We start from the raw sequence: 16,459 nt of genomic DNA, 5'->3' as shown, positions 1-16,459 counted from the left end.
TAAAAAATGAAAAAACTTTTTGTCCTTTTTTTGATTATTTCCGTAAGTGCTTGCGCTCAAAAAAAAGAGCCTATTACAGGAGAAACCGATTGGCAACGTGAAATGAATGCCAATTTTAAAGATGCTTCAAAATCACCTTTAAAAGATAAGGATCGAAAGACATTTAAGGGACTCGATTTTTTTAAGTTTGATTCCATTTATGTGGTTCATGCAACATTAACAAGGACCCCAAATGAAAAACCGTTTAAAATGAAAACTACAACAGAGCGTTTGCCTGAATATGTCAAGTATGGGGTTGTTTCATTTAAACTTCATGGTGAAAATCATCAGTTGAATATCTATCAGAATATTGGGTTATTGTCGGAACCTGGATATGAGGATTATTTGTTTTTGCCTTTTTTAGATAGCACCAATGGTGAGACAAGCTATGCTGGAGGCCGTTATGTGGAATGTCGTATTCCAAAGGGGCATAATTTAACCATTGATTTTAACACGGCTTATAATCCGTATTGTGCTTACAACGAAAAATATTCCTGTCCCATTGTTCCCAGAGAGAATTATTTAGACACCAAAATTGAAGCAGGCGTTAAAACATTTAAAAAACATTAAACAAACTTTACGACATACATTCCAAAAAATACAGCCAGAAAACCTAAAATAAAACTTGCAATGGTATAGATTGCAAAACTGGTAAAATCACCAGACTTCAATAAAATATGGTTTTCATAAGCAAATGTTGAGAATGTGGTAAATCCACCACAAAAACCTGTTGCTAGAAACAGCGTTTGGTTGGAGTTAAGGGTGTCGTTTTTTGCTGCCAAACCTAGTATGATTCCAATGAGAAAACTACCTAAAATATTAGCAGCGAACGTACCATATGGAATGCCAGATTCATGACTATTTAAGAACTTACCAATGACGTATCGTAAAACACTTCCTACGCCACCACCAAGAAAAACGAGAAGCAGGTTTTTCATTTATTCCTCAATTGCAATATAAATTTCCGTAATCCAATCGGCTGGATTGGGTTTGGATTCTGGATCGGTTAGATAAACTTCAAGCATAGGCCCAGTTTCTTTGGGAACCAGTTGATAGTTTTCAATATATTTAAAAGTTTCATCCCAAGCCTCTTTTAAGTTGGTGTAATTACCTTTTAAGGTTGTCTTGACTGCTTTAAATGGCTCTAGTTGACCACTTAAAATATCGCTTTCGGTAGTAATTACTTGATTGGTAGTGGGAATGCAACATGAGAATATAACCGCATTGTTAGCTTCATCCCATTTGTGGTAATTAACATAAGGTGCTCCAGCCATAGCAATCCGATTTTTCATAGCGTAGCTGCCAATTTTTGACAACATTTCGGTCATTTTTGCTTCAATATCATCCATTTTACACGATGTCGTATTGTAAATGAAATAACCGCCACCATGATTGGCTATACCATCTACTTTAACAGAATATTTCATCATAGATTCCACAATGAGACTATCTAATTTTTCCAATCCACGTTCGAAATCGGGACCTATCATATTATCAAATCCACCTTTTAATAGTGCATTTGCTTTGAACATAAATGGCACTTTTTCACTGTTCATTTTCCATGTGACATTGGTTTTACCATCATCAGTTGGTTCAAAATTCCAAGTGATTTTAGAAGGTTCAAAATCTTCAAACTGTAATTCCTGTTCTATGGATTGGTTTGGATTGGTTGCCAATGTGGTCATTTTTCCTAACCCATGAGAATCTACCCAACTGTAAGAACCTCCAACACCAGCAGTGGTATCACCCAAAGTTATAACCGTTTCAGGATCTTTTTCTACCCAGCTCGACCAAGCTTCCCAATTTTTAAAATCAATAACATTATTGTAAATAACAGCTGAAGGAGCGTTAATAGTCCGTGTTCTTTTCACCTCAAATGAATTGGGTTGAACGGCAATATAGATAGATATACCAATTACTAGAATTAATATGGCAAAGAGAAGGTATTTGATTGCTTTCATTAGTTTGATTGTTAAGTATATCAAATATAATGAAATTAACGGTATGGTTTCAATTAGAGTGTTGTAGCTATTTTATTGAAACAACCATTTAATGGTAACTAATAACAATATAAAGGAAATAAAAGCAATCAAAACCCAAATACTGCCTTTATAGTACTTTTTGTGAAGTTGGATATCCTTTCTGTAGGCGTAAATGAGTACCACTACAAAAACAATGGCAAATAAAATCCCAAAAACTAATTGACCTTTTGTGAACATATCCTTAATTTTATGCAAATTTAATTAAAATATATTGATGAAGGATAAAATTGAAGCTGTTAAAGCATTCCACACAGCCTTTAAAATTGGGCATAGAGAGACTCCGAAAGCCGATTTGGGTCTGGAAAAGAACATGTTACGTTATAAATTAATGCGTGAGGAAAATGAAGAATATTTAGAAGCGGCCAATAACAATGATTTAGTTGAGGTTGCCGATGCTTTGGGTGATATGCTTTACATATTATGTGGAACCATTATTGAACATGGATTGCAGCATAAAATTGAAGAAGTTTTTGACGAAATTCAACGCAGTAACATGAGCAAGTTGGGTGAAAATGGCGAGCCTATTTACAGGGAGGATGGTAAGGTTCTAAAAGGCCCTAATTACTTTAAACCTCATATTGAAGAAATTCTCAATAAATAATTAAAAAAAGCAGCCATTTGGCTGCTTTTTTCTATTTTACTGGATATCGCCATCCATGTTTATCTTCTGATAGATTATGTTGAATATTGAGCAATTGTTTTTTGAACATCGCTGCATAAGAATCATCTAAATCTGGAATTTCATAAGTCGTTCCAGCATGCTCAAAGGCAGAAACTGGGCTAATGACTGCGGCTGTTCCTGTACCAAAAATTTCCTTTAAGGAGCCATTTCTGGCAGCTTCTTTTATTTCCTCCACTTTGATACGTCTTACTTCCATATCAATATTATTGTCTTCGGCTAATTGAATAACACTTTTTCTGGTGATACCATCCAATATTCTGTCACTGGTAGGAGCAGTTATTAATTTATCATTTATCCTAAAGAAAATATTCATGGTACCAGCTTCTTCCAAATATTCATGTGAATTAGCATCCGTCCAAATAATTTGTTGGAATCCTTTGGCTTGAGCCAAGCTGGTTGGATAGAATTGCGCACCATAATTTCCTGCTGCTTTTGCAAAACCAACACCACCATCGGCAGAACGGCTGTACTTTTCAGCAATCAATACCCGTACCTTTCCAGTATAGTATGCTTTGGCTGGCGAGCAAATAATCATGAATCTATAATTACTTGAAGGCGCCGCTGCAATAGCCGAATCAGTTGCTATGGCAAATGGTCTAATGTATAGAGAATTACCAACACCTGGCTTAACCCATTCTTTATCGAGATTAAGAAGTGTTAACAGTCCATTCATAAAATATTCTTTAGGAAATTCTGGAATGGCCATTCTGGCAGATGATTTATTAATACGACTATGATTGTCTTCTGGTCTGAATAGAAAAACCTCACCATTGTTATCTTTATAGGCCTTCATGCCTTCAAATACAGCTTGGCCGTAATGAAACACGCGCGCTGAAGGATCAATGGACATAGCTTGGTATGGCATTATTTGAGGCTGCTGCCATTTTCCATCAATAAAGTCGCACAAAAACATGTGGTCTGTAAAAATCCGACCAAAATTGATGTTGTCAAAATCTACATCATGAATTTTTGTTTTTTCTGCTTTTACTATATCGATTTCGTGAATGTCTGCTTCTATCATTTTAATTACGTTTTTTGGTCATGCAAAAGTACTTAATTTAGCCCTTATAAAAAACATAATATTTCCTTAAATAAATTGTATATTTGGGCAAATTTTTAAAAAATAAATTTAGAATTATGAAAAACATATTGTCCCTTTTATTGCTAGTATTTTTAGTGGTTTCTTGTAAGAATGAACCTAAAGCTACTGAAGTTGAGACTACTGAAGTTACTGAAACTGAAAGTCAAGAGGTTGCTTATGCTTCTTTTGGTGAAAAAATTGAAGCCGATGATGCTGTGAGCATGGCGGAAATGTCAGAAAAATTTAAGGCTATGCAAGTAGGAGATAGCACAGCTGCTAAATTGGTTGGAAAAGTCAATGAGGTTTGCCAGGCCAAAGGTTGTTGGATGCGTGTAGATTTAGGTAATGATGAAGAAGTGATGGTGAAGTTTAAGGATTATGGTTTCTTTATGCCAAAGAACATAGCAGGTAAAGACGTTATTATGAGAGGTCAAGCTTATGTTTCTGAAGTTTCTGTTGAAGAGCAACGTCACTATGCTGAAGACGCAGGAAAATCTGAAGAAGAAATAGCCGCTATTACCGAACCAAAGCGTACCTATTCATTTATGGCCGATGGTGTGCTATTGATTGAAGAATAAATGAAACAATTTACAGTAATATTATGTCTTCTGGTTGTTGCTTTTAGTTGTCAAAATAAGGCTGAAGAGCCTGTAGAGACTTCTGATAATGACAAGATTGTTTATGATATGTATGAGCCGTCTGAAATGGCCAATCTCATGAACCAGATGTATGCGCACAACCTCAAGGTTAAACAAGATATTCTGGACGGCAAAACACCAACCGAATTCCCGATGGATTTCATGAAAATCCATACAGCCGAGTTGTCTGATTTTAAAGATCGTAATGAGGTTTTTGAGAGTTTTTCCAATGTGTTTTTAAATGCCGAACGCGAAATTTTCAATGAGGATTCTGAAGTTCCTGTGGAAGAGCGATTTAATAATGCTGTAAATGTTTGTATTTCCTGTCATCAAACCGAATGTACAGGCCCAATTCCACGTATTCAAAAGCTACTAATTAAATAGGTTGAAACGTAAAATCATTACGACTGCTGACGGTTCCAAGACCATACAAATTGAAGATTGGAACGAGCAGTACCATTCCATTCACGGTGCATACCAAGAAGCGGTTCATGTCTTTATTAAGCATGGTTTGCGACATGTGATTGATCATGGTAAGATTTCCGAACCTGTATCTATTCTTGAGATGGGTTTTGGAACGGGGCTCAATGCGATGCTGACTTTTCAAGAAGCTCAAAAACTAGATGCATCTATTAACTATGTGGGAGTCGAAGCCTATCCTGTCTCGCAAGACGAGATTAATCAATTGCAATATGATGTACTGTTTGGAAATGATAGCCAAACGTTTTTAAGTATGCATGCGCAGGAGTGGGAAGTTCCTAAATCGATATCACCCAATTTCACCTTAACCAAACGTCAGCAATTTTTTCAGGATATTTCCGATACAGATACTTTTAATCTAATTTATTTTGATGCTTTTGGCGCACGCGTGCAACCTGATTTGTGGACCGAATCCATTTTTTCAAAAATGTACCAGGCATTAAAACCTCAAGGTGTTTTGGTGACCTATTCGGCTAAAGGTAGCGTGAGACGTGCCATGCAAGCCGTAGGTTTTGAGGTAGAACGCTTACCTGGCCCTCCTGGTAAGAGAGAAATGTTAAGAGCTAGAAAAAGCTCTTAACATTCGGTGAGCTTGCGAGCCAAATGCTTCGAGCAATTAAGAATTAGCTAAATTTAAGCGGAGTATTTGATTTACTGTTAACAACCGTTAAATCTGTTAAACCTTAATTAAACCAATGCTCTTTGGGTAAACTAATCCGTATCTTTACAAAAAATGTTTATGAAGGTTCTTATTACAGGAGCAACGGGTTTAATTGGTCAAGCTATTGTAAAGCAATGCTTGGCAAAGGGTTGGGTGGTTCATTATTTAACGACTTCCAAATCTAAAATCGAAAACTCAAATACTTACAAAGGCTTTTATTGGAACCCCAAAGATCAGGTAATCGATGAAGCCTGTTTTGATGGTGTGGACACCATCATCAATCTGGCTGGTGCCAGTATTGCCAAACGCTGGACGGAATCCTACAAGCAAACGATTTTGGATAGTCGCATTGACACCTTAAGATTGCTTTACAGCAAACTTTCTACTACAAAACATACTGTTAAACAGTTGATTTCGGCGAGTGCCATTGGTGCGTACCCAGATTCTTTGACGAATTATTACGAAGAGGACTTTCCAAAATATTCCAATAGTTTTTTGGGAGCCGTTGTTGAAAAATGGGAAGCAGAAACAGATGCCTTTAAAGCGTTGGATATCACAGTTTCCAAAGTGCGTATTGGTTTGGTGTTGGATGCCCAAGAAGGTGCCTTGCCACAGATTGTCAAGCCCACCAAGTTTGGAATGGGAGCAGCTTTTGGCAGTGGTAAACAATGGCAATCCTGGATACATGTTGAGGATTTGGCAGGTATCTTTATGTATGTAGCACAGCATCAATTGGTTGGTGTCTTTAATGGCGTAGCACCAAATCCGGTGAGTAATACGGAACTGACAAAAGCGGTTGCCAGTACCTTAAAACGCCCTTTAATATTACCCAATATCCCAAAAGTGATGATGAAACTGGTATTGGGCGAGATGCATATTCTCTTATTTGAAAGCCAACGGGTGAGTTCTAAAAAAATTGAAAATACTGGTTTTGAGTTTCAATTTGTGAATTTAAAACCTGCTTTGGAAGATTTGCTGTAGTTTTTCAACCCTTACTTCTATGGATTAATATTCAAGTGGGTTGGCATGTTGCAAAACTTTACGAGAATGCTCAATCAAAAGTCTGAAACGACCAATCAAAACTCTAGAACGCTTAATCAAAACTCTAGAACGGTCAATCAAAACTCTGGAGTGGCTAATCAAAACTCTGGAATGCTTAATCAAAACTCTGGAATGCTTAATCAGAAGTCGGGAACGGTTAATCAAAACTATAGAATGCTCAATCAAAGGTTGAACATGACCAATCTAAAGTGGAACATGACCAATCTAAAATAGAACATGGTCAATCTAAAGAAGAACATGGTCAATCAAAAGTGGAACATAGCTAATCAAAAGTGGAACATAGCCAATCAAAGCTGGAACATGAGTAATCTAAAGTGGAACATAGCCAATCAAAGCTGGAACATGAGTAATCTAAAGTGGAACATGGTCAATCAAAGGTGGAACATGGTCAATCTAAAGTAGAACATAGTCAATCAAAAGTGGAACATATTCAATCAAAAGTGGAACATGGTCAATCAAAGGTGGAACATGACTAATCAAAAGTAGAACATGGTCAATCAAAAGTAGAACATAGTCAATCTAAAGTGGAACATGAGTAATCAAAAGTAGAACATGGTCAATCAAAGGTCTAACATGACCAATCAAAAGTGGAACATGTTTGTTATTTCGTTTTATCACTTTCGCCCCAATTGTTTATAGCCAATGTTGTACACAGTTATTTTTAATTCAACATCTTTCCTTTCTCATCAAACAATTTAAAACTTTTATAAGAAGTCGATAAGAATGATTTTTCTTCTTTAGTCACTAATTCCTCGAACTTATAGTCTAACAATTCAAAACCCTTTGGAATCCCTAACATCAATAAGTTTCCATTATTTAATAAAACAAAGCGCACATATTTTCTTTTCGGAAATGACACATATAGAGAAATTGCATTTTCAAAGTCCAATTCGTCTACTAATTCCTTTGGCATATCTTCGGTCACTCTGTTTCTGTGATTAACAAATGACTTGTCGGTTGTGAATTTTATGTAAACCCTATTCTCTTTATTATCATTGATAATTTTCTGTAAGAATGAATGTTCCTCAACACTAGATTTCAAATTGCTTTTTTTGTCAATAAAATTTTGAAGTGGCGTTATTTCATCTCCGATTGCCATTGTTAAGTCGTAAATAATTTTTCCATCAGAGTTTTTGTCAATAAGTTCCGCTTGCCAACAGTCTCCGCCGAAACTGTAAGAATAAATATTTGCGATTATTGAGGATTTGATTTCAAAGCTATCCAACGTTTGCTTTTCACGATAAAGCAAATCGTATAATTGTTTGTTGGGGTTTTCAATTCTTGATTTTATCTCTTTTGGAAGGAATGGAATTAGATTTTCAATATGTTTTTCTAATTGATTTTTTTTGATACTGTCTTTAACGAAGTATTGGAAATTTTTGAGCGTATTATAAAAATGAAGTTTATTGAAAGCATCAATTTCTTTGTCTTTAATTATTTCGAAAGTTTTATTCTCGAAATATTCTTGTTTGTCAGAATTTAGGTTAGCATATGCTTTTGCGATTTTGCTACCATCTGAAAAATAGTGTTTTCGAGTTGCATCTTCAATTCTAACATTGGAACCCAATAAGATTTTATCAATATCTAAATCAAGTTTTGCAAGCTCTTCGATATAAGTTTTTCTAGCGTTTGAAGCAATATTACTATTTGCATTTCTGGAAACGTTATCATTCATCACATTTAAGAATGACTTAATAAAAACGTCCCAATTTTGAGTTTTGGAAGCCAAACTTGCAATCCTTTTTTGTTGAATGATTGGACCATTATCGAAACTGCAAGTTCCAACCTGTCTATTTTGTCTCATTAATTCCAAAGCTCTTTTTTTGGAAATTAAATGTGCGGTAAAGTCCTCTAAATCTCCATTAGAAACTTTATTTTCTTCTGCATATTCTAACGCTTCAAATAAGAGTTTTTTGAAATTTTGGTCATTAGTATAAAGACTATCTGCAAATTTTTCTTTTTTAGATTGCCAATCATTTAATTCCTTTCTTCGGGTAATGAAATCTTGCTCTTTTTTGTAAGGTGGTTTGTTGGTTTTTAGTTCGTAATAATTTACTAATGAGTCAATGATAGTTCTTTTATATGCTCTAAATCCCTTTGATTTATTGTCACTATCATAAAAAATAGAGGTTTCTGGTCTTACTATTAAATCAGCGTAGTTAATCCAATCCGAAAGTCTTTTTGGAAGTTTAATTGATTTAAATTCATTATTCAAATAAAAGCCACGAATTGTGGTTATGCTATCCCTTTTGTTTGTATAACTTGAGTGAAAATGTTTTAAGTTATTTTGGTTAAGGGAATCATTAAATGATAGTTTAATGCCGTGGTTTTGATTGTTCGCAATTTCAAAAGATTTTATTTCTAATTTCTTTTCATTTTTATAATCAGAATAAACGTTTTTTATTACCAGTAAATCATTGTCAACTTGTAGTCCTTTGAATTTATTTTGTAGTTGTTCCGGATTCTCTGATTTTTTTAATTCAGCAAGAAAATTTTTTGGGTCTTTAGTTTTGATTTCGAAATAACTAGCTGATGTCTGTGGTAGTGAGTAAAAATTAGGTGTTTCACTTTGATTGTAATTCTTTTCCAAGTTTCTTATGATAGAATCAAGTTTTGGAATATCACTTTCGCTAATTATTGAATTTTGACAGAAAATATTTCCTGAAATTAGTAATGATAGTAATATGTAGATTGATTTTGTCATAATTGTGTACAACAATTGGATAAACACCATTGTGTTTATTCCCATTATATTTATTCCCCTAAAAATAGCTAAAAATCTTACAACCCGAGCCGGTTTTATGAATAATTGGAGTGGTTTGGTAGTTGGTACAAGTGATTTTAGATACTGAAACGCGTTTCGAGAGCATTTCGACATCTCTACTTCGCTCGATGCAGGCTTGCTCAATGTGACACCTCAATGCAGGTAAGTTCAATACAAGTTTAATTTTTTTGATAAATTCAAATTACAAATACCCATAAGCCCAATACATCAGGACAAACTGTAATGGTATACGGAGTATTAAAATCCATTTGGGAATGCCTGCACTGGCTTTTTTGCCTGATAGCATATAGAAGTGGACCAACAAAAATACCGTGAGCATTAACATAATGCCGTAAATAGCCCAAGCCTTTGTTTCTTTAAATAGTAGTGCAGCACCCAGAATGATTTCGGCCAAACCGCTTAAAAACACCAAGGTTTTGTGGTTTGGTAAGTACCGTGGCATAATGCGCATATACATTTTGGGTTTGACAAAGTGCATGATGCCTGCCACTATATACAGTGCTGCCATGGCATATAGATGCCAGGGGTTATTCATCTTTATAAACCTTGTAGGTGATACCAATGCCGTAATTGGTGAGTCCGGTTTTAAGCAAACTGGAGTCCATACTACCGGGTTTAAACTGCACCCAGTCGTTGCCACTTATAAACACACGTTTTATAAAGGTGTTGTAGGTTTCAATCTCGTTGGTAAATGGTAATAACGGTCTGAAATTGGTGGGTATTTTTACGATACCACCATCCCGACCTTTTAGTTCCTTGTATTTTTTGTTGGGCAACAGTTTGCCAGCTTCATCCGTGTAACCCAATACCTGTAAGGATACAAAGAATCCATTTTCGGGATAGATGATATTGTTGTCAGTCACATCTAAATCATAGGAATCGCCATCTTTTTCAGTGGCTCTAAATACAATATTATCATATACCAAAACCTCGCCGGGTTTGCCGTTGTTGTTTTTATAAAACTTGACCTTAAACAAGGTTGAAAACGGTTTTTTGTCGGCGTTTTTCTTTTTGCGTTGTTCCCAGTCCCGAGACTCTAGAGTGATGGGAAAATGAACGGTACTTAATTTCTTAAGTTTGTCATTGGGATTGGAAAAATAAACCGCAATCTCCGATTCTATGGTTGGCAACCAGCAATGGTAATAATCATCATCCAGATACGGTTCCATAGTTTCTTCCTTAAATTTCCGGTTGTTGGCAATCAGGACCACTTCATCTAATTGACTGATTTCCTCTTCCAGTAAAATAGTTTTTGGTAATTCTGCAGTTGGAATGGTTACATTCTTATAACTCAATGCCGAAATGTACAGGGTATCGACATCGGGATAGAGTTTTTTAGTAAACACAAAAGCACCTTCGTCATCAGCAAAAATACCTTGTCCGTCACCAAATGAAATGGTGGCATAGGCAATGGGTGTTTTAGACGCTTGGTCTAGAATAGTTGTTTTTTGCGCATAGGAAACCCATGTTAACAGAACAAAATTTAATAGGGCAATTCTTTTTAAAATCATATTATTTGTTTGCCGAAATCCACGCATTGATTTTGTCTTCCAATAGTGCTAAAGGCACGCAACCAGGCTCCAGGACTTCGTTATGAAACTGACTAATATCAAATTTAGTGCCTAATTCCTTTTCGGCTTTGGCACGTAGTTCTCTAATTTTTAATTGACCGATTTTATAGGATAGTGCTTGCCCTGGCATAGCCATATAGCGTTCAATTTCAGAAATGATACTGGCTTCACCTTCCGCTTCATGATCCAACGAATATTGAATGGCTTGTTCACGTGTCCAGCCTTTGGTATGCATGCCTGTGTCAACCACCAAACGAATAGCACGATGCATTTCCATACCGAGCATTCCAAAATATTGATACGGATCGGTGTATAAACCCAGTTCTTTACCTAGTGATTCTGAGTATAAAGCCCACCCTTCGCCATAGGCACTGTACCACAGGGTTTTTCTGAATTCTGGTAAATCGGTATCTTCTTGTTGCAACGAAATTTGGTAATGATGGCCTGGAATAGCTTCATGCAGGAATAAGGCTTCATCACTAAAGGTATTGTAAGCCGTCACATCTGGAATAGGTACATAAAAAATACCCGGTCTGGTGCCATCCAATGACCCTTGATTGTATTCCGCACTAGCGGAAGCTTCACGGAAAGCCTCGGTACGACGGACTTCAAAAGGTGTTTTCGGTTTGACGTCAAACAATTTTTCTATCTGTGGTTTCATGGTTTCATGAATCGCATTGAAATTGTCAATAACCTGTTGAGGCTCGGTAAACGGCATCAATTCCTTGTTATTTCTAACAAAATCAAAAAACGCTTTTAAATCGCCTTCAAAACCAACTTGTTCCTTCACTTTTTCCATTTCCGCTGAAATACGCGCTACCTCACTTAAACCAAGTTTGTGGATTTCATCGGCTGTCATATTGGTGGTCGTAAACAACTTAATCATGTGGTTGTAATAGGCCGTTCCATAAGGCGTATCGTCAATTCCAGAGGATTCCCGACCAGCAGGGAGATAATCCGTTTTTAAGAAATCATAAAGACTTTTGTAAGCAGGAATAATTTTGTCATTCAGTTTGGCTGTATAAGCTTCTTTTAGTGTTGTTTTGTCTTCGTCGCTAAAACTATCTGGCATATTTTTGATAGGTGAGTAGAATAGGTGGTTTTCAATATCTTCTGAAGCACCAGATTCTATTTGTGGCAATACTTTGACAATTAATGATTTTGGTAATACATAACCTTCGGCAATCCCTTTTTCCATATTACTTTTAACGGATTGTAGCCACTCGGTGTAACCATCCAAACGCTTTAACCAATTGTAATAATCTTCAACTGTTTCAAAAGGTTGTGCACCTGCACCACTTGCTAATTGACCCACAGAAAGATGAGGGGACCACATTTGATCGATTGGCACCAGTTCACGCTGTTTGAATTTAAAATCTTCCAAGGCAATTTCAACTTCCCATTTTAAAATAGCTTTAGACATTTTTTGACTATCAGTCAAGGTGCTGTCTGGAAATGCCATGAGGTCATTCAAGTATTGACTGTAATAGTTTTTGCGCTTTAAAATATGTTCGTCAGATAGGGTATTGGGATATTGGTCATTATAACGATTATCTCCAGCATAGGTTGCACTCACTGGGTTTAATTTCAATCCATCTTCGTAATAGTTGTCCAATAAGGTATCAAAAGCTTCATTTGGCATGGTCATGGTTGTTTCGGTGTTTTCTGTAGTTTTTTCTTCCTTGCAAGATGTTAAAACAAAAAGGAGGCAACAAAAGGTTAAAAGGGTTCTCATAAAGTATTAAAATCAAAATTTGAAAGCTAAAGATACACATTCTATTATTCAATCTATAGCAAAAAAAAAGCTACAATCTAAATGACTGTAGCTTCAAGGAGTGTTTAATTGTAATTGGTTAGTCTTTGTCCAAATTTTTGGTCATGTTGAAACCGATAAATAATCCCACTCCAGCTGTAAAGAAAATGGTAGCAGGATATATAGCATCGCTATCCAAAGTGGTGTAATTATCCAGTAAGGAGGCAATAAAGGTTCCCAATCCAATGCCCATTAACAGTAAAGCCAAGTTTAAGATAATGACTTTCCAGATTGGCGCCGTATGCTGCTTACCTTTCATGAAGATACTGGCATCGGCACCTTTTTCTATTAGAGCCAAGCGTTCTTTGTTTCTAGTAGAGAAGTATAAGTAAAATACTCCAAATACTGCCCCGAAAATAACCGGTATTATTATTAATTCTGATCCCATAAGTGTTTGTTTTTAATTGATTACTTTTAATGTGTTCATAGCTTATGACGACAACTTGTAATTTATGGTTACAACTTTTTTAAATTATTTTTCATTTTTTGATGTAACCGCTACACATGAGATGTCGTCTAAAAAACAGATGACCACCAACAACGAACAGACTGTAATCAATGACATTATAGCAGGTAATACCAATGCCTTTGCTGTATTGGTTGATAATTATAAAGATATGGTGTTCACCTTGGCATTAAGAATGCTGAAGAATCGAGAGGAAGCGGAAGAGGTGTCTCAAGACTCGTTTATTAAAATTTACAAATCCCTAAGTAAGTTTAAAGGGGATTCTAAATTTTCAACATGGGTTTATAGGGTTGCTTATAATACCTGTTTAGATCGAATTAAGAAACATAAACGGAGTCAGACTCATATTCCTATTGATGTGTTTACCGAGCGTCATATCAAAACAATTGATAATGCGCTGGATAGGATGGAACAGGAAGAAAGAGCGCAGGCCATTCAGAACTGTTTGCAATTATTGCCCAGTGAGGATAGTTTTTTATTGACCTTGTATTATTTTGAGGAGCAGTCATTAGAAGAAATATCAAAAATTACGGGTCTGGCAGCTAATAATGTTAAAGTGAAATTATTCAGAAGCCGTAAAAAGCTGGCGGTTATTTTCAGCCAGCAATTAGAACCAGAAATCATTGAATCGTATGGAAAAGCATTTAGATAAAAAGATAGAGCAAGTAACGGACAAGTTAATGAAAGAAAGCACCGTTGAAAAACCGTCTTTCAATTTCACGGATTCCGTAATGCAAAGTGTACATGGTATTTCATCTAATCATATAACTGAATACAAACCATTAATATCAAAACAAGGCTGGATTGGTATTTGTTTAGCTTTTATCTTGATTGTGTATCTCATTTTTACTAATGCATCTTCTCAAGAGTCCGGTTGGTTACAGACAATAAATTTCAATAAGCTATTTAACTTTAAATTTATGGAAAGCCTATTTTCAATGAGTGTATCCAAAACGGTGTTGTATTCAATCTTGTTCTTTGGATTGATGCTTTTTGTCCAAATTCCGTTATTAAAAAACCATTTTGATAAGCGTTTTGAAGTTTAAATTTAGTTTTATAAAGCTTTGAATCCCTTTAAAAATAGGGTTATTAAGCTTTATTGAAAAAAATAATACATTTTTTAAAACCCTCCCAAAAGTTTTTTCGTAAGTGTTGGCAATGGTACTTGTTGCCAGATTAATTATTAATCCTAAAACCAAACATTATGAAAAAAGTATCTCTATTGGCCTGTGCCATAATGCTATGTTTTGCAACTGGTTGCGAAACGGAATCGATTGACGCCACAAATCAACCTTCCAACATATCAAGTCTCAAAAAAGCTTCAAAAACGGGTTCTTCCGTGTATGTCTCCTCAAACACGTCAGGGATGTTGGGAATATTCAACATTGAAAATGGGTCCTCTAAAATGATTGGACTCCCTTATGCTGATGCTGACGGCGTTGTATATGATGGTAGCCGCGATGCGATTTATCATGTTAATAGAAGCGATTCAAGATTGGTAGCTATATCCAATATTAGTAACGCCATGACAGGTGATATGGTCATGCCAACAGCTATGGGGCCGACTTCATTTACAAACGGCCGTGAAGCTACCTATTACAATAACAAAGTGGTTGTTGTAGATGATGTAACACCAGGCAGGTTATCGAGTTACCACGTTAACACCAGACAGATCAGTGATTTTAGAAATTATGATGTTGGTTTTGAAGTTTGGGGAATCCAATCTACAGGTAAAGATCTTTGGGCTATAGAAGATGTCTCAAACGTATTGGCTTATTTTGAAAACTTCCACAATGCGCCAAGCGGTGATTTACCTGCAACCAGTGAAGTGGCTATAGAAGGGTTGGTGCGTACACACGGATTGAATTATGATGAATCATCAGATATCATGGTATTGACAGATATTGGATCAGCGGGTTCGCCTGATGATGGTGCATTGGTGGTTATAACCGATTTTAAAAATAAATTTATGCAAGCAGGCGATGGTGGGACTATTAGTTTGTCTGATCAGATTCGCATTGCAGGTGATTTAACGCAATTGGGTAATCCAGTTGATGTTGTTGTGCGTGCTCAAGAGGGAGCTATTTATGTAGCAGAACGCGCACAACAAAAATTCTTGGTGTTTGATATACCAATGGATAATTGTAACTGTGAGCCAACCCATAGTTATGACTTTCCGGGAGCAAGTGCTCTTACAACAGATTTTTAGTGGGCTATTAATTGAAATCGTTACGTTAGGGCGTAACAACACTAAACTGAAAACCTTTTGTGTTAAGAAGCAAAAGGTTTTCTATTATAAAAAAAGCCGCTTCATGTGAAGCGGCTTTTAAATTCAAGCTCTTTATTTTTTAAGATTCTTTGTTAGCAACCAATGTAATTTGTAATTCAAATTCATCATTGATAAACTTGTCACCTAAATCATCGAAGAAGGATTTAGAACCATATTTTACATTCCATTTAGAACGGTCAATTGTAAACGTTTCACTGGTTAAAGTAACCGTGTCACCATTTTCAGTGATGGTAACAGGAATCGTAATGTTATTTTCAGCATCCTTCATTTTTAAGTTTCCTGAAAGCATCCCTTTTCCGTCCTTCATTTCAAAACCAGTAACTGTAAATGCTGAAGAAGGATATTGTTCTACATGAAAAAAGTCATCACTTTTTAAGTGACCAGTCAATTTAGCATTTCCTTCTTTTTCTGCTGGAATATCAGTTACTGTAATAGAATTCATGTCTATTAAGAATGTACCGCTTTCTATAGCATCACCTTTCATGGTCAAAACACCATTTTCGATAGAAATAGTACCTGTGTGCGTGCCAGTTGGCTTAAATCCTTTCCACATAATAGTAGAATTGGCAGCATCAGCTAAATATTTTGTTGAAACAGCCGTCATTTCCGCAGTTTCTTCAGCAGCTGTTGTTTCAGCTTCTTTGGCTTTATCTTTACAATTGGTTAATGCAAGTGCGAATACAGCGATACCTGCAAAGGTCAAAAATCTTTTTGTCATAATAATTTCTTTTAGTGTTAAGCAACAAAAATAATCATTTGTTAGTAAGATTTGTTTAAAAAAAACTTAAAAAATAATTGGTGACATTTTGACATTTTAATCATAATGGCAGTACTTTTGCCATCGTTTTT

Annotated in this window: 21 protein-coding genes; 11 read left to right on the top strand and 10 right to left on the bottom strand. The window is 35.8% G+C overall.

Features of this window, described 5'->3' with window-relative positions:
• Positions 1–6: 6 nt before the first annotated feature.
• Positions 7–609, top strand: a complete 603-nt coding sequence (locus tag C1T31_RS07600; RefSeq protein ID WP_103051895.1) for a DUF1684 domain-containing protein — start codon at positions 7–9, stop codon at positions 607–609.
• Here the strand turns inward: C1T31_RS07600 and crcB are convergent.
• The 3 genes from crcB to C1T31_RS07585 form a co-directional block, all read right to left on the bottom strand.
• Complete coding sequence (crcB, locus tag C1T31_RS07595) at positions 606–977, bottom strand: fluoride efflux transporter CrcB (RefSeq protein WP_103051894.1); 372 nt, start codon at positions 975–977, stop codon at positions 606–608. The two genes, C1T31_RS07600 and crcB, sit on opposite strands and share 4 nt — an antisense overlap.
• A complete protein-coding gene (locus C1T31_RS07590; RefSeq protein ID WP_103051893.1) occupies positions 978–2,000 on the bottom strand; it encodes an SRPBCC family protein in 1,023 nt (340 codons plus the stop codon).
• A gap of 72 nt (positions 2,001–2,072) precedes the next feature.
• Positions 2,073–2,258 (bottom strand): hypothetical protein, encoded by a 186-nt coding sequence (locus tag C1T31_RS07585; protein ID WP_103051892.1) that lies wholly within the window; start codon positions 2,256–2,258, stop codon positions 2,073–2,075.
• Positions 2,259–2,295: 37 nt separating this feature from the next.
• On the opposite strand from C1T31_RS07585, the gene C1T31_RS07580 reads away from it, so the two are divergent.
• Complete coding sequence (locus tag C1T31_RS07580; RefSeq protein WP_103051891.1) at positions 2,296–2,682, top strand: pyrophosphohydrolase domain-containing protein; 387 nt, start codon at positions 2,296–2,298, stop codon at positions 2,680–2,682.
• Between the two features lie 31 nt (positions 2,683–2,713).
• Here C1T31_RS07580 and C1T31_RS07575 read toward each other — a convergent pair whose 3' ends face one another.
• Complete coding sequence (locus C1T31_RS07575; protein WP_103051890.1) at positions 2,714–3,784, bottom strand: branched-chain amino acid aminotransferase; 1,071 nt, start codon at positions 3,782–3,784, stop codon at positions 2,714–2,716.
• Positions 3,785–3,900: 116 nt separating this feature from the next.
• On the opposite strand from C1T31_RS07575, the gene C1T31_RS07570 reads away from it, so the two are divergent.
• The 6 genes from C1T31_RS07570 to C1T31_RS13990 all read left to right on the top strand — a co-directional run bounded on the left by C1T31_RS07570 (position 3,901) and on the right by C1T31_RS13990 (position 7,087).
• Positions 3,901–4,422, top strand: a complete 522-nt coding sequence (locus C1T31_RS07570; RefSeq protein WP_103051889.1) for a DUF4920 domain-containing protein — start codon at positions 3,901–3,903, stop codon at positions 4,420–4,422.
• Positions 4,423–4,866, top strand: a complete 444-nt coding sequence (locus C1T31_RS07565; protein ID WP_103051888.1) for a hypothetical protein — start codon at positions 4,423–4,425, stop codon at positions 4,864–4,866.
• A 1-nt stretch (position 4,867) separates the two neighbouring features.
• Entirely contained in the window at positions 4,868–5,542 is a 675-nt protein-coding gene (gene mnmD, locus C1T31_RS07560) for a tRNA (5-methylaminomethyl-2-thiouridine)(34)-methyltransferase MnmD (protein ID WP_103051887.1), read from the top strand.
• A 159-nt stretch (positions 5,543–5,701) separates the two neighbouring features.
• Positions 5,702–6,604, top strand: a complete 903-nt coding sequence (locus C1T31_RS07555; protein WP_103051995.1) for a TIGR01777 family oxidoreductase — start codon at positions 5,702–5,704, stop codon at positions 6,602–6,604.
• Positions 6,605–6,670: 66 nt separating this feature from the next.
• Positions 6,671–6,898: a hypothetical protein gene (locus C1T31_RS07550; protein WP_103051886.1), complete on the top strand. Its 228-nt coding sequence runs from the start codon at positions 6,671–6,673 to the stop codon at positions 6,896–6,898.
• 3 nt (positions 6,899–6,901) lie between these two features.
• The gene (locus tag C1T31_RS13990) at positions 6,902–7,087 is read left to right on the top strand and encodes a hypothetical protein (protein WP_123912643.1); all 186 of its coding nucleotides are present in this window, start codon (positions 6,902–6,904) and stop codon (positions 7,085–7,087) included.
• 259 nt (positions 7,088–7,346) lie between these two features.
• Here C1T31_RS13990 and C1T31_RS07545 read toward each other — a convergent pair whose 3' ends face one another.
• The 5 genes from C1T31_RS07545 to C1T31_RS07525 form a co-directional block, all read right to left on the bottom strand.
• Positions 7,347–9,389, bottom strand: a complete 2,043-nt coding sequence (locus C1T31_RS07545; protein WP_123912642.1) for a hypothetical protein — start codon at positions 9,387–9,389, stop codon at positions 7,347–7,349.
• Positions 9,390–9,651: 262 nt separating this feature from the next.
• Positions 9,652–10,005, bottom strand: coding sequence for a DoxX family protein (locus C1T31_RS07540; RefSeq protein ID WP_103051884.1), 354 nt, complete (start codon positions 10,003–10,005; stop codon positions 9,652–9,654).
• The gene (locus C1T31_RS07535) at positions 9,998–10,981 is read right to left on the bottom strand and encodes a carboxypeptidase-like regulatory domain-containing protein (RefSeq protein ID WP_165780087.1); all 984 of its coding nucleotides are present in this window, start codon (positions 10,979–10,981) and stop codon (positions 9,998–10,000) included. The genes C1T31_RS07540 and C1T31_RS07535 overlap by 8 nt, the downstream gene beginning before the upstream one ends.
• A gap of 1 nt (position 10,982) precedes the next feature.
• Positions 10,983–12,776 carry a DUF885 domain-containing protein gene (locus C1T31_RS07530; RefSeq protein ID WP_103051883.1) on the bottom strand — a complete coding sequence of 598 codons (1,794 nt, stop codon included), beginning with the start codon at positions 12,774–12,776 and terminating at the stop codon, positions 10,983–10,985.
• A 118-nt stretch (positions 12,777–12,894) separates the two neighbouring features.
• Positions 12,895–13,242, bottom strand: coding sequence for a DUF6249 domain-containing protein (locus tag C1T31_RS07525; RefSeq protein WP_103051882.1), 348 nt, complete (start codon positions 13,240–13,242; stop codon positions 12,895–12,897).
• A gap of 139 nt (positions 13,243–13,381) precedes the next feature.
• Between C1T31_RS07525 and C1T31_RS07520 the strand changes: the two genes are divergently transcribed.
• The 3 genes from C1T31_RS07520 to C1T31_RS07510 all read left to right on the top strand — a co-directional run bounded on the left by C1T31_RS07520 (position 13,382) and on the right by C1T31_RS07510 (position 15,529).
• Complete coding sequence (locus tag C1T31_RS07520) at positions 13,382–13,972, top strand: RNA polymerase sigma factor (RefSeq protein WP_103051993.1); 591 nt, start codon at positions 13,382–13,384, stop codon at positions 13,970–13,972.
• A complete protein-coding gene (locus C1T31_RS07515; protein ID WP_103051881.1) occupies positions 13,953–14,366 on the top strand; it encodes a hypothetical protein in 414 nt (137 codons plus the stop codon). The genes C1T31_RS07520 and C1T31_RS07515 overlap by 20 nt, the downstream gene beginning before the upstream one ends.
• Before the next feature lie 158 nt (positions 14,367–14,524).
• Entirely contained in the window at positions 14,525–15,529 is a 1,005-nt protein-coding gene (locus tag C1T31_RS07510) for a hypothetical protein (RefSeq protein ID WP_103051880.1), read from the top strand.
• 139 nt (positions 15,530–15,668) lie between these two features.
• Here C1T31_RS07510 and C1T31_RS07505 read toward each other — a convergent pair whose 3' ends face one another.
• On the bottom strand, positions 15,669–16,328 hold the full coding sequence (locus C1T31_RS07505) for a YceI family protein (protein WP_103051879.1): 660 nt from the start codon (positions 16,326–16,328) through the stop codon (positions 15,669–15,671).
• Between the last annotated feature and the right edge of the window lie 131 nt (positions 16,329–16,459).

Origin of the sequence: Hanstruepera neustonica, assembly GCF_002895005.1 — a bacterium.
Lineage (GTDB): Bacteria > Bacteroidota > Bacteroidia > Flavobacteriales > Flavobacteriaceae > Hanstruepera > Hanstruepera neustonica.
The sequence above is the reverse complement of the archived record's forward strand: the minus strand, read 5'-3'. Positions and strand labels throughout refer to the sequence as shown.

Excerpts from the sequence above, each read along its gene's own strand:
- C1T31_RS13990 (WP_123912643.1), top strand. The coding sequence starts at position 6,902 with ATGGTCAATCTAAAGAAGAACATGGTCAATCAAAAGTGGAACATAGCT.
- C1T31_RS07565 (WP_103051888.1), top strand. The coding sequence starts at position 4,423 with ATGAAACAATTTACAGTAATATTATGTCTTCTGGTTGTTGCTTTTAGT.
- C1T31_RS07535 (WP_165780087.1), bottom strand. The coding sequence starts at position 10,981 with ATGATTTTAAAAAGAATTGCCCTATTAAATTTTGTTCTGTTAACATGG.
- C1T31_RS07600 (WP_103051895.1), top strand. The coding sequence starts at position 7 with ATGAAAAAACTTTTTGTCCTTTTTTTGATTATTTCCGTAAGTGCTTGC.
- C1T31_RS07510 (WP_103051880.1), top strand. The coding sequence starts at position 14,525 with ATGAAAAAAGTATCTCTATTGGCCTGTGCCATAATGCTATGTTTTGCA.
- C1T31_RS07520 (WP_103051993.1), top strand. The coding sequence starts at position 13,382 with ATGACCACCAACAACGAACAGACTGTAATCAATGACATTATAGCAGGT.
- C1T31_RS07515 (WP_103051881.1), top strand. The coding sequence starts at position 13,953 with ATGGAAAAGCATTTAGATAAAAAGATAGAGCAAGTAACGGACAAGTTA.
- C1T31_RS07590 (WP_103051893.1), bottom strand. The coding sequence starts at position 2,000 with ATGAAAGCAATCAAATACCTTCTCTTTGCCATATTAATTCTAGTAATT.
- C1T31_RS07570 (WP_103051889.1), top strand. The coding sequence starts at position 3,901 with ATGAAAAACATATTGTCCCTTTTATTGCTAGTATTTTTAGTGGTTTCT.
- C1T31_RS07575 (WP_103051890.1), bottom strand. The coding sequence starts at position 3,784 with ATGATAGAAGCAGACATTCACGAAATCGATATAGTAAAAGCAGAAAAA.
- C1T31_RS07540 (WP_103051884.1), bottom strand. The coding sequence starts at position 10,005 with ATGAATAACCCCTGGCATCTATATGCCATGGCAGCACTGTATATAGTG.
- C1T31_RS07555 (WP_103051995.1), top strand. The coding sequence starts at position 5,702 with ATGAAGGTTCTTATTACAGGAGCAACGGGTTTAATTGGTCAAGCTATT.
- crcB (WP_103051894.1), bottom strand. The coding sequence starts at position 977 with ATGAAAAACCTGCTTCTCGTTTTTCTTGGTGGTGGCGTAGGAAGTGTT.
- C1T31_RS07585 (WP_103051892.1), bottom strand. The coding sequence starts at position 2,258 with ATGTTCACAAAAGGTCAATTAGTTTTTGGGATTTTATTTGCCATTGTT.
- C1T31_RS07550 (WP_103051886.1), top strand. The coding sequence starts at position 6,671 with ATGCTCAATCAAAAGTCTGAAACGACCAATCAAAACTCTAGAACGCTT.
- C1T31_RS07505 (WP_103051879.1), bottom strand. The coding sequence starts at position 16,328 with ATGACAAAAAGATTTTTGACCTTTGCAGGTATCGCTGTATTCGCACTT.
- C1T31_RS07545 (WP_123912642.1), bottom strand. The coding sequence starts at position 9,389 with ATGACAAAATCAATCTACATATTACTATCATTACTAATTTCAGGAAAT.
- C1T31_RS07530 (WP_103051883.1), bottom strand. The coding sequence starts at position 12,776 with ATGAGAACCCTTTTAACCTTTTGTTGCCTCCTTTTTGTTTTAACATCT.
- C1T31_RS07525 (WP_103051882.1), bottom strand. The coding sequence starts at position 13,242 with ATGGGATCAGAATTAATAATAATACCGGTTATTTTCGGGGCAGTATTT.
- C1T31_RS07580 (WP_103051891.1), top strand. The coding sequence starts at position 2,296 with ATGAAGGATAAAATTGAAGCTGTTAAAGCATTCCACACAGCCTTTAAA.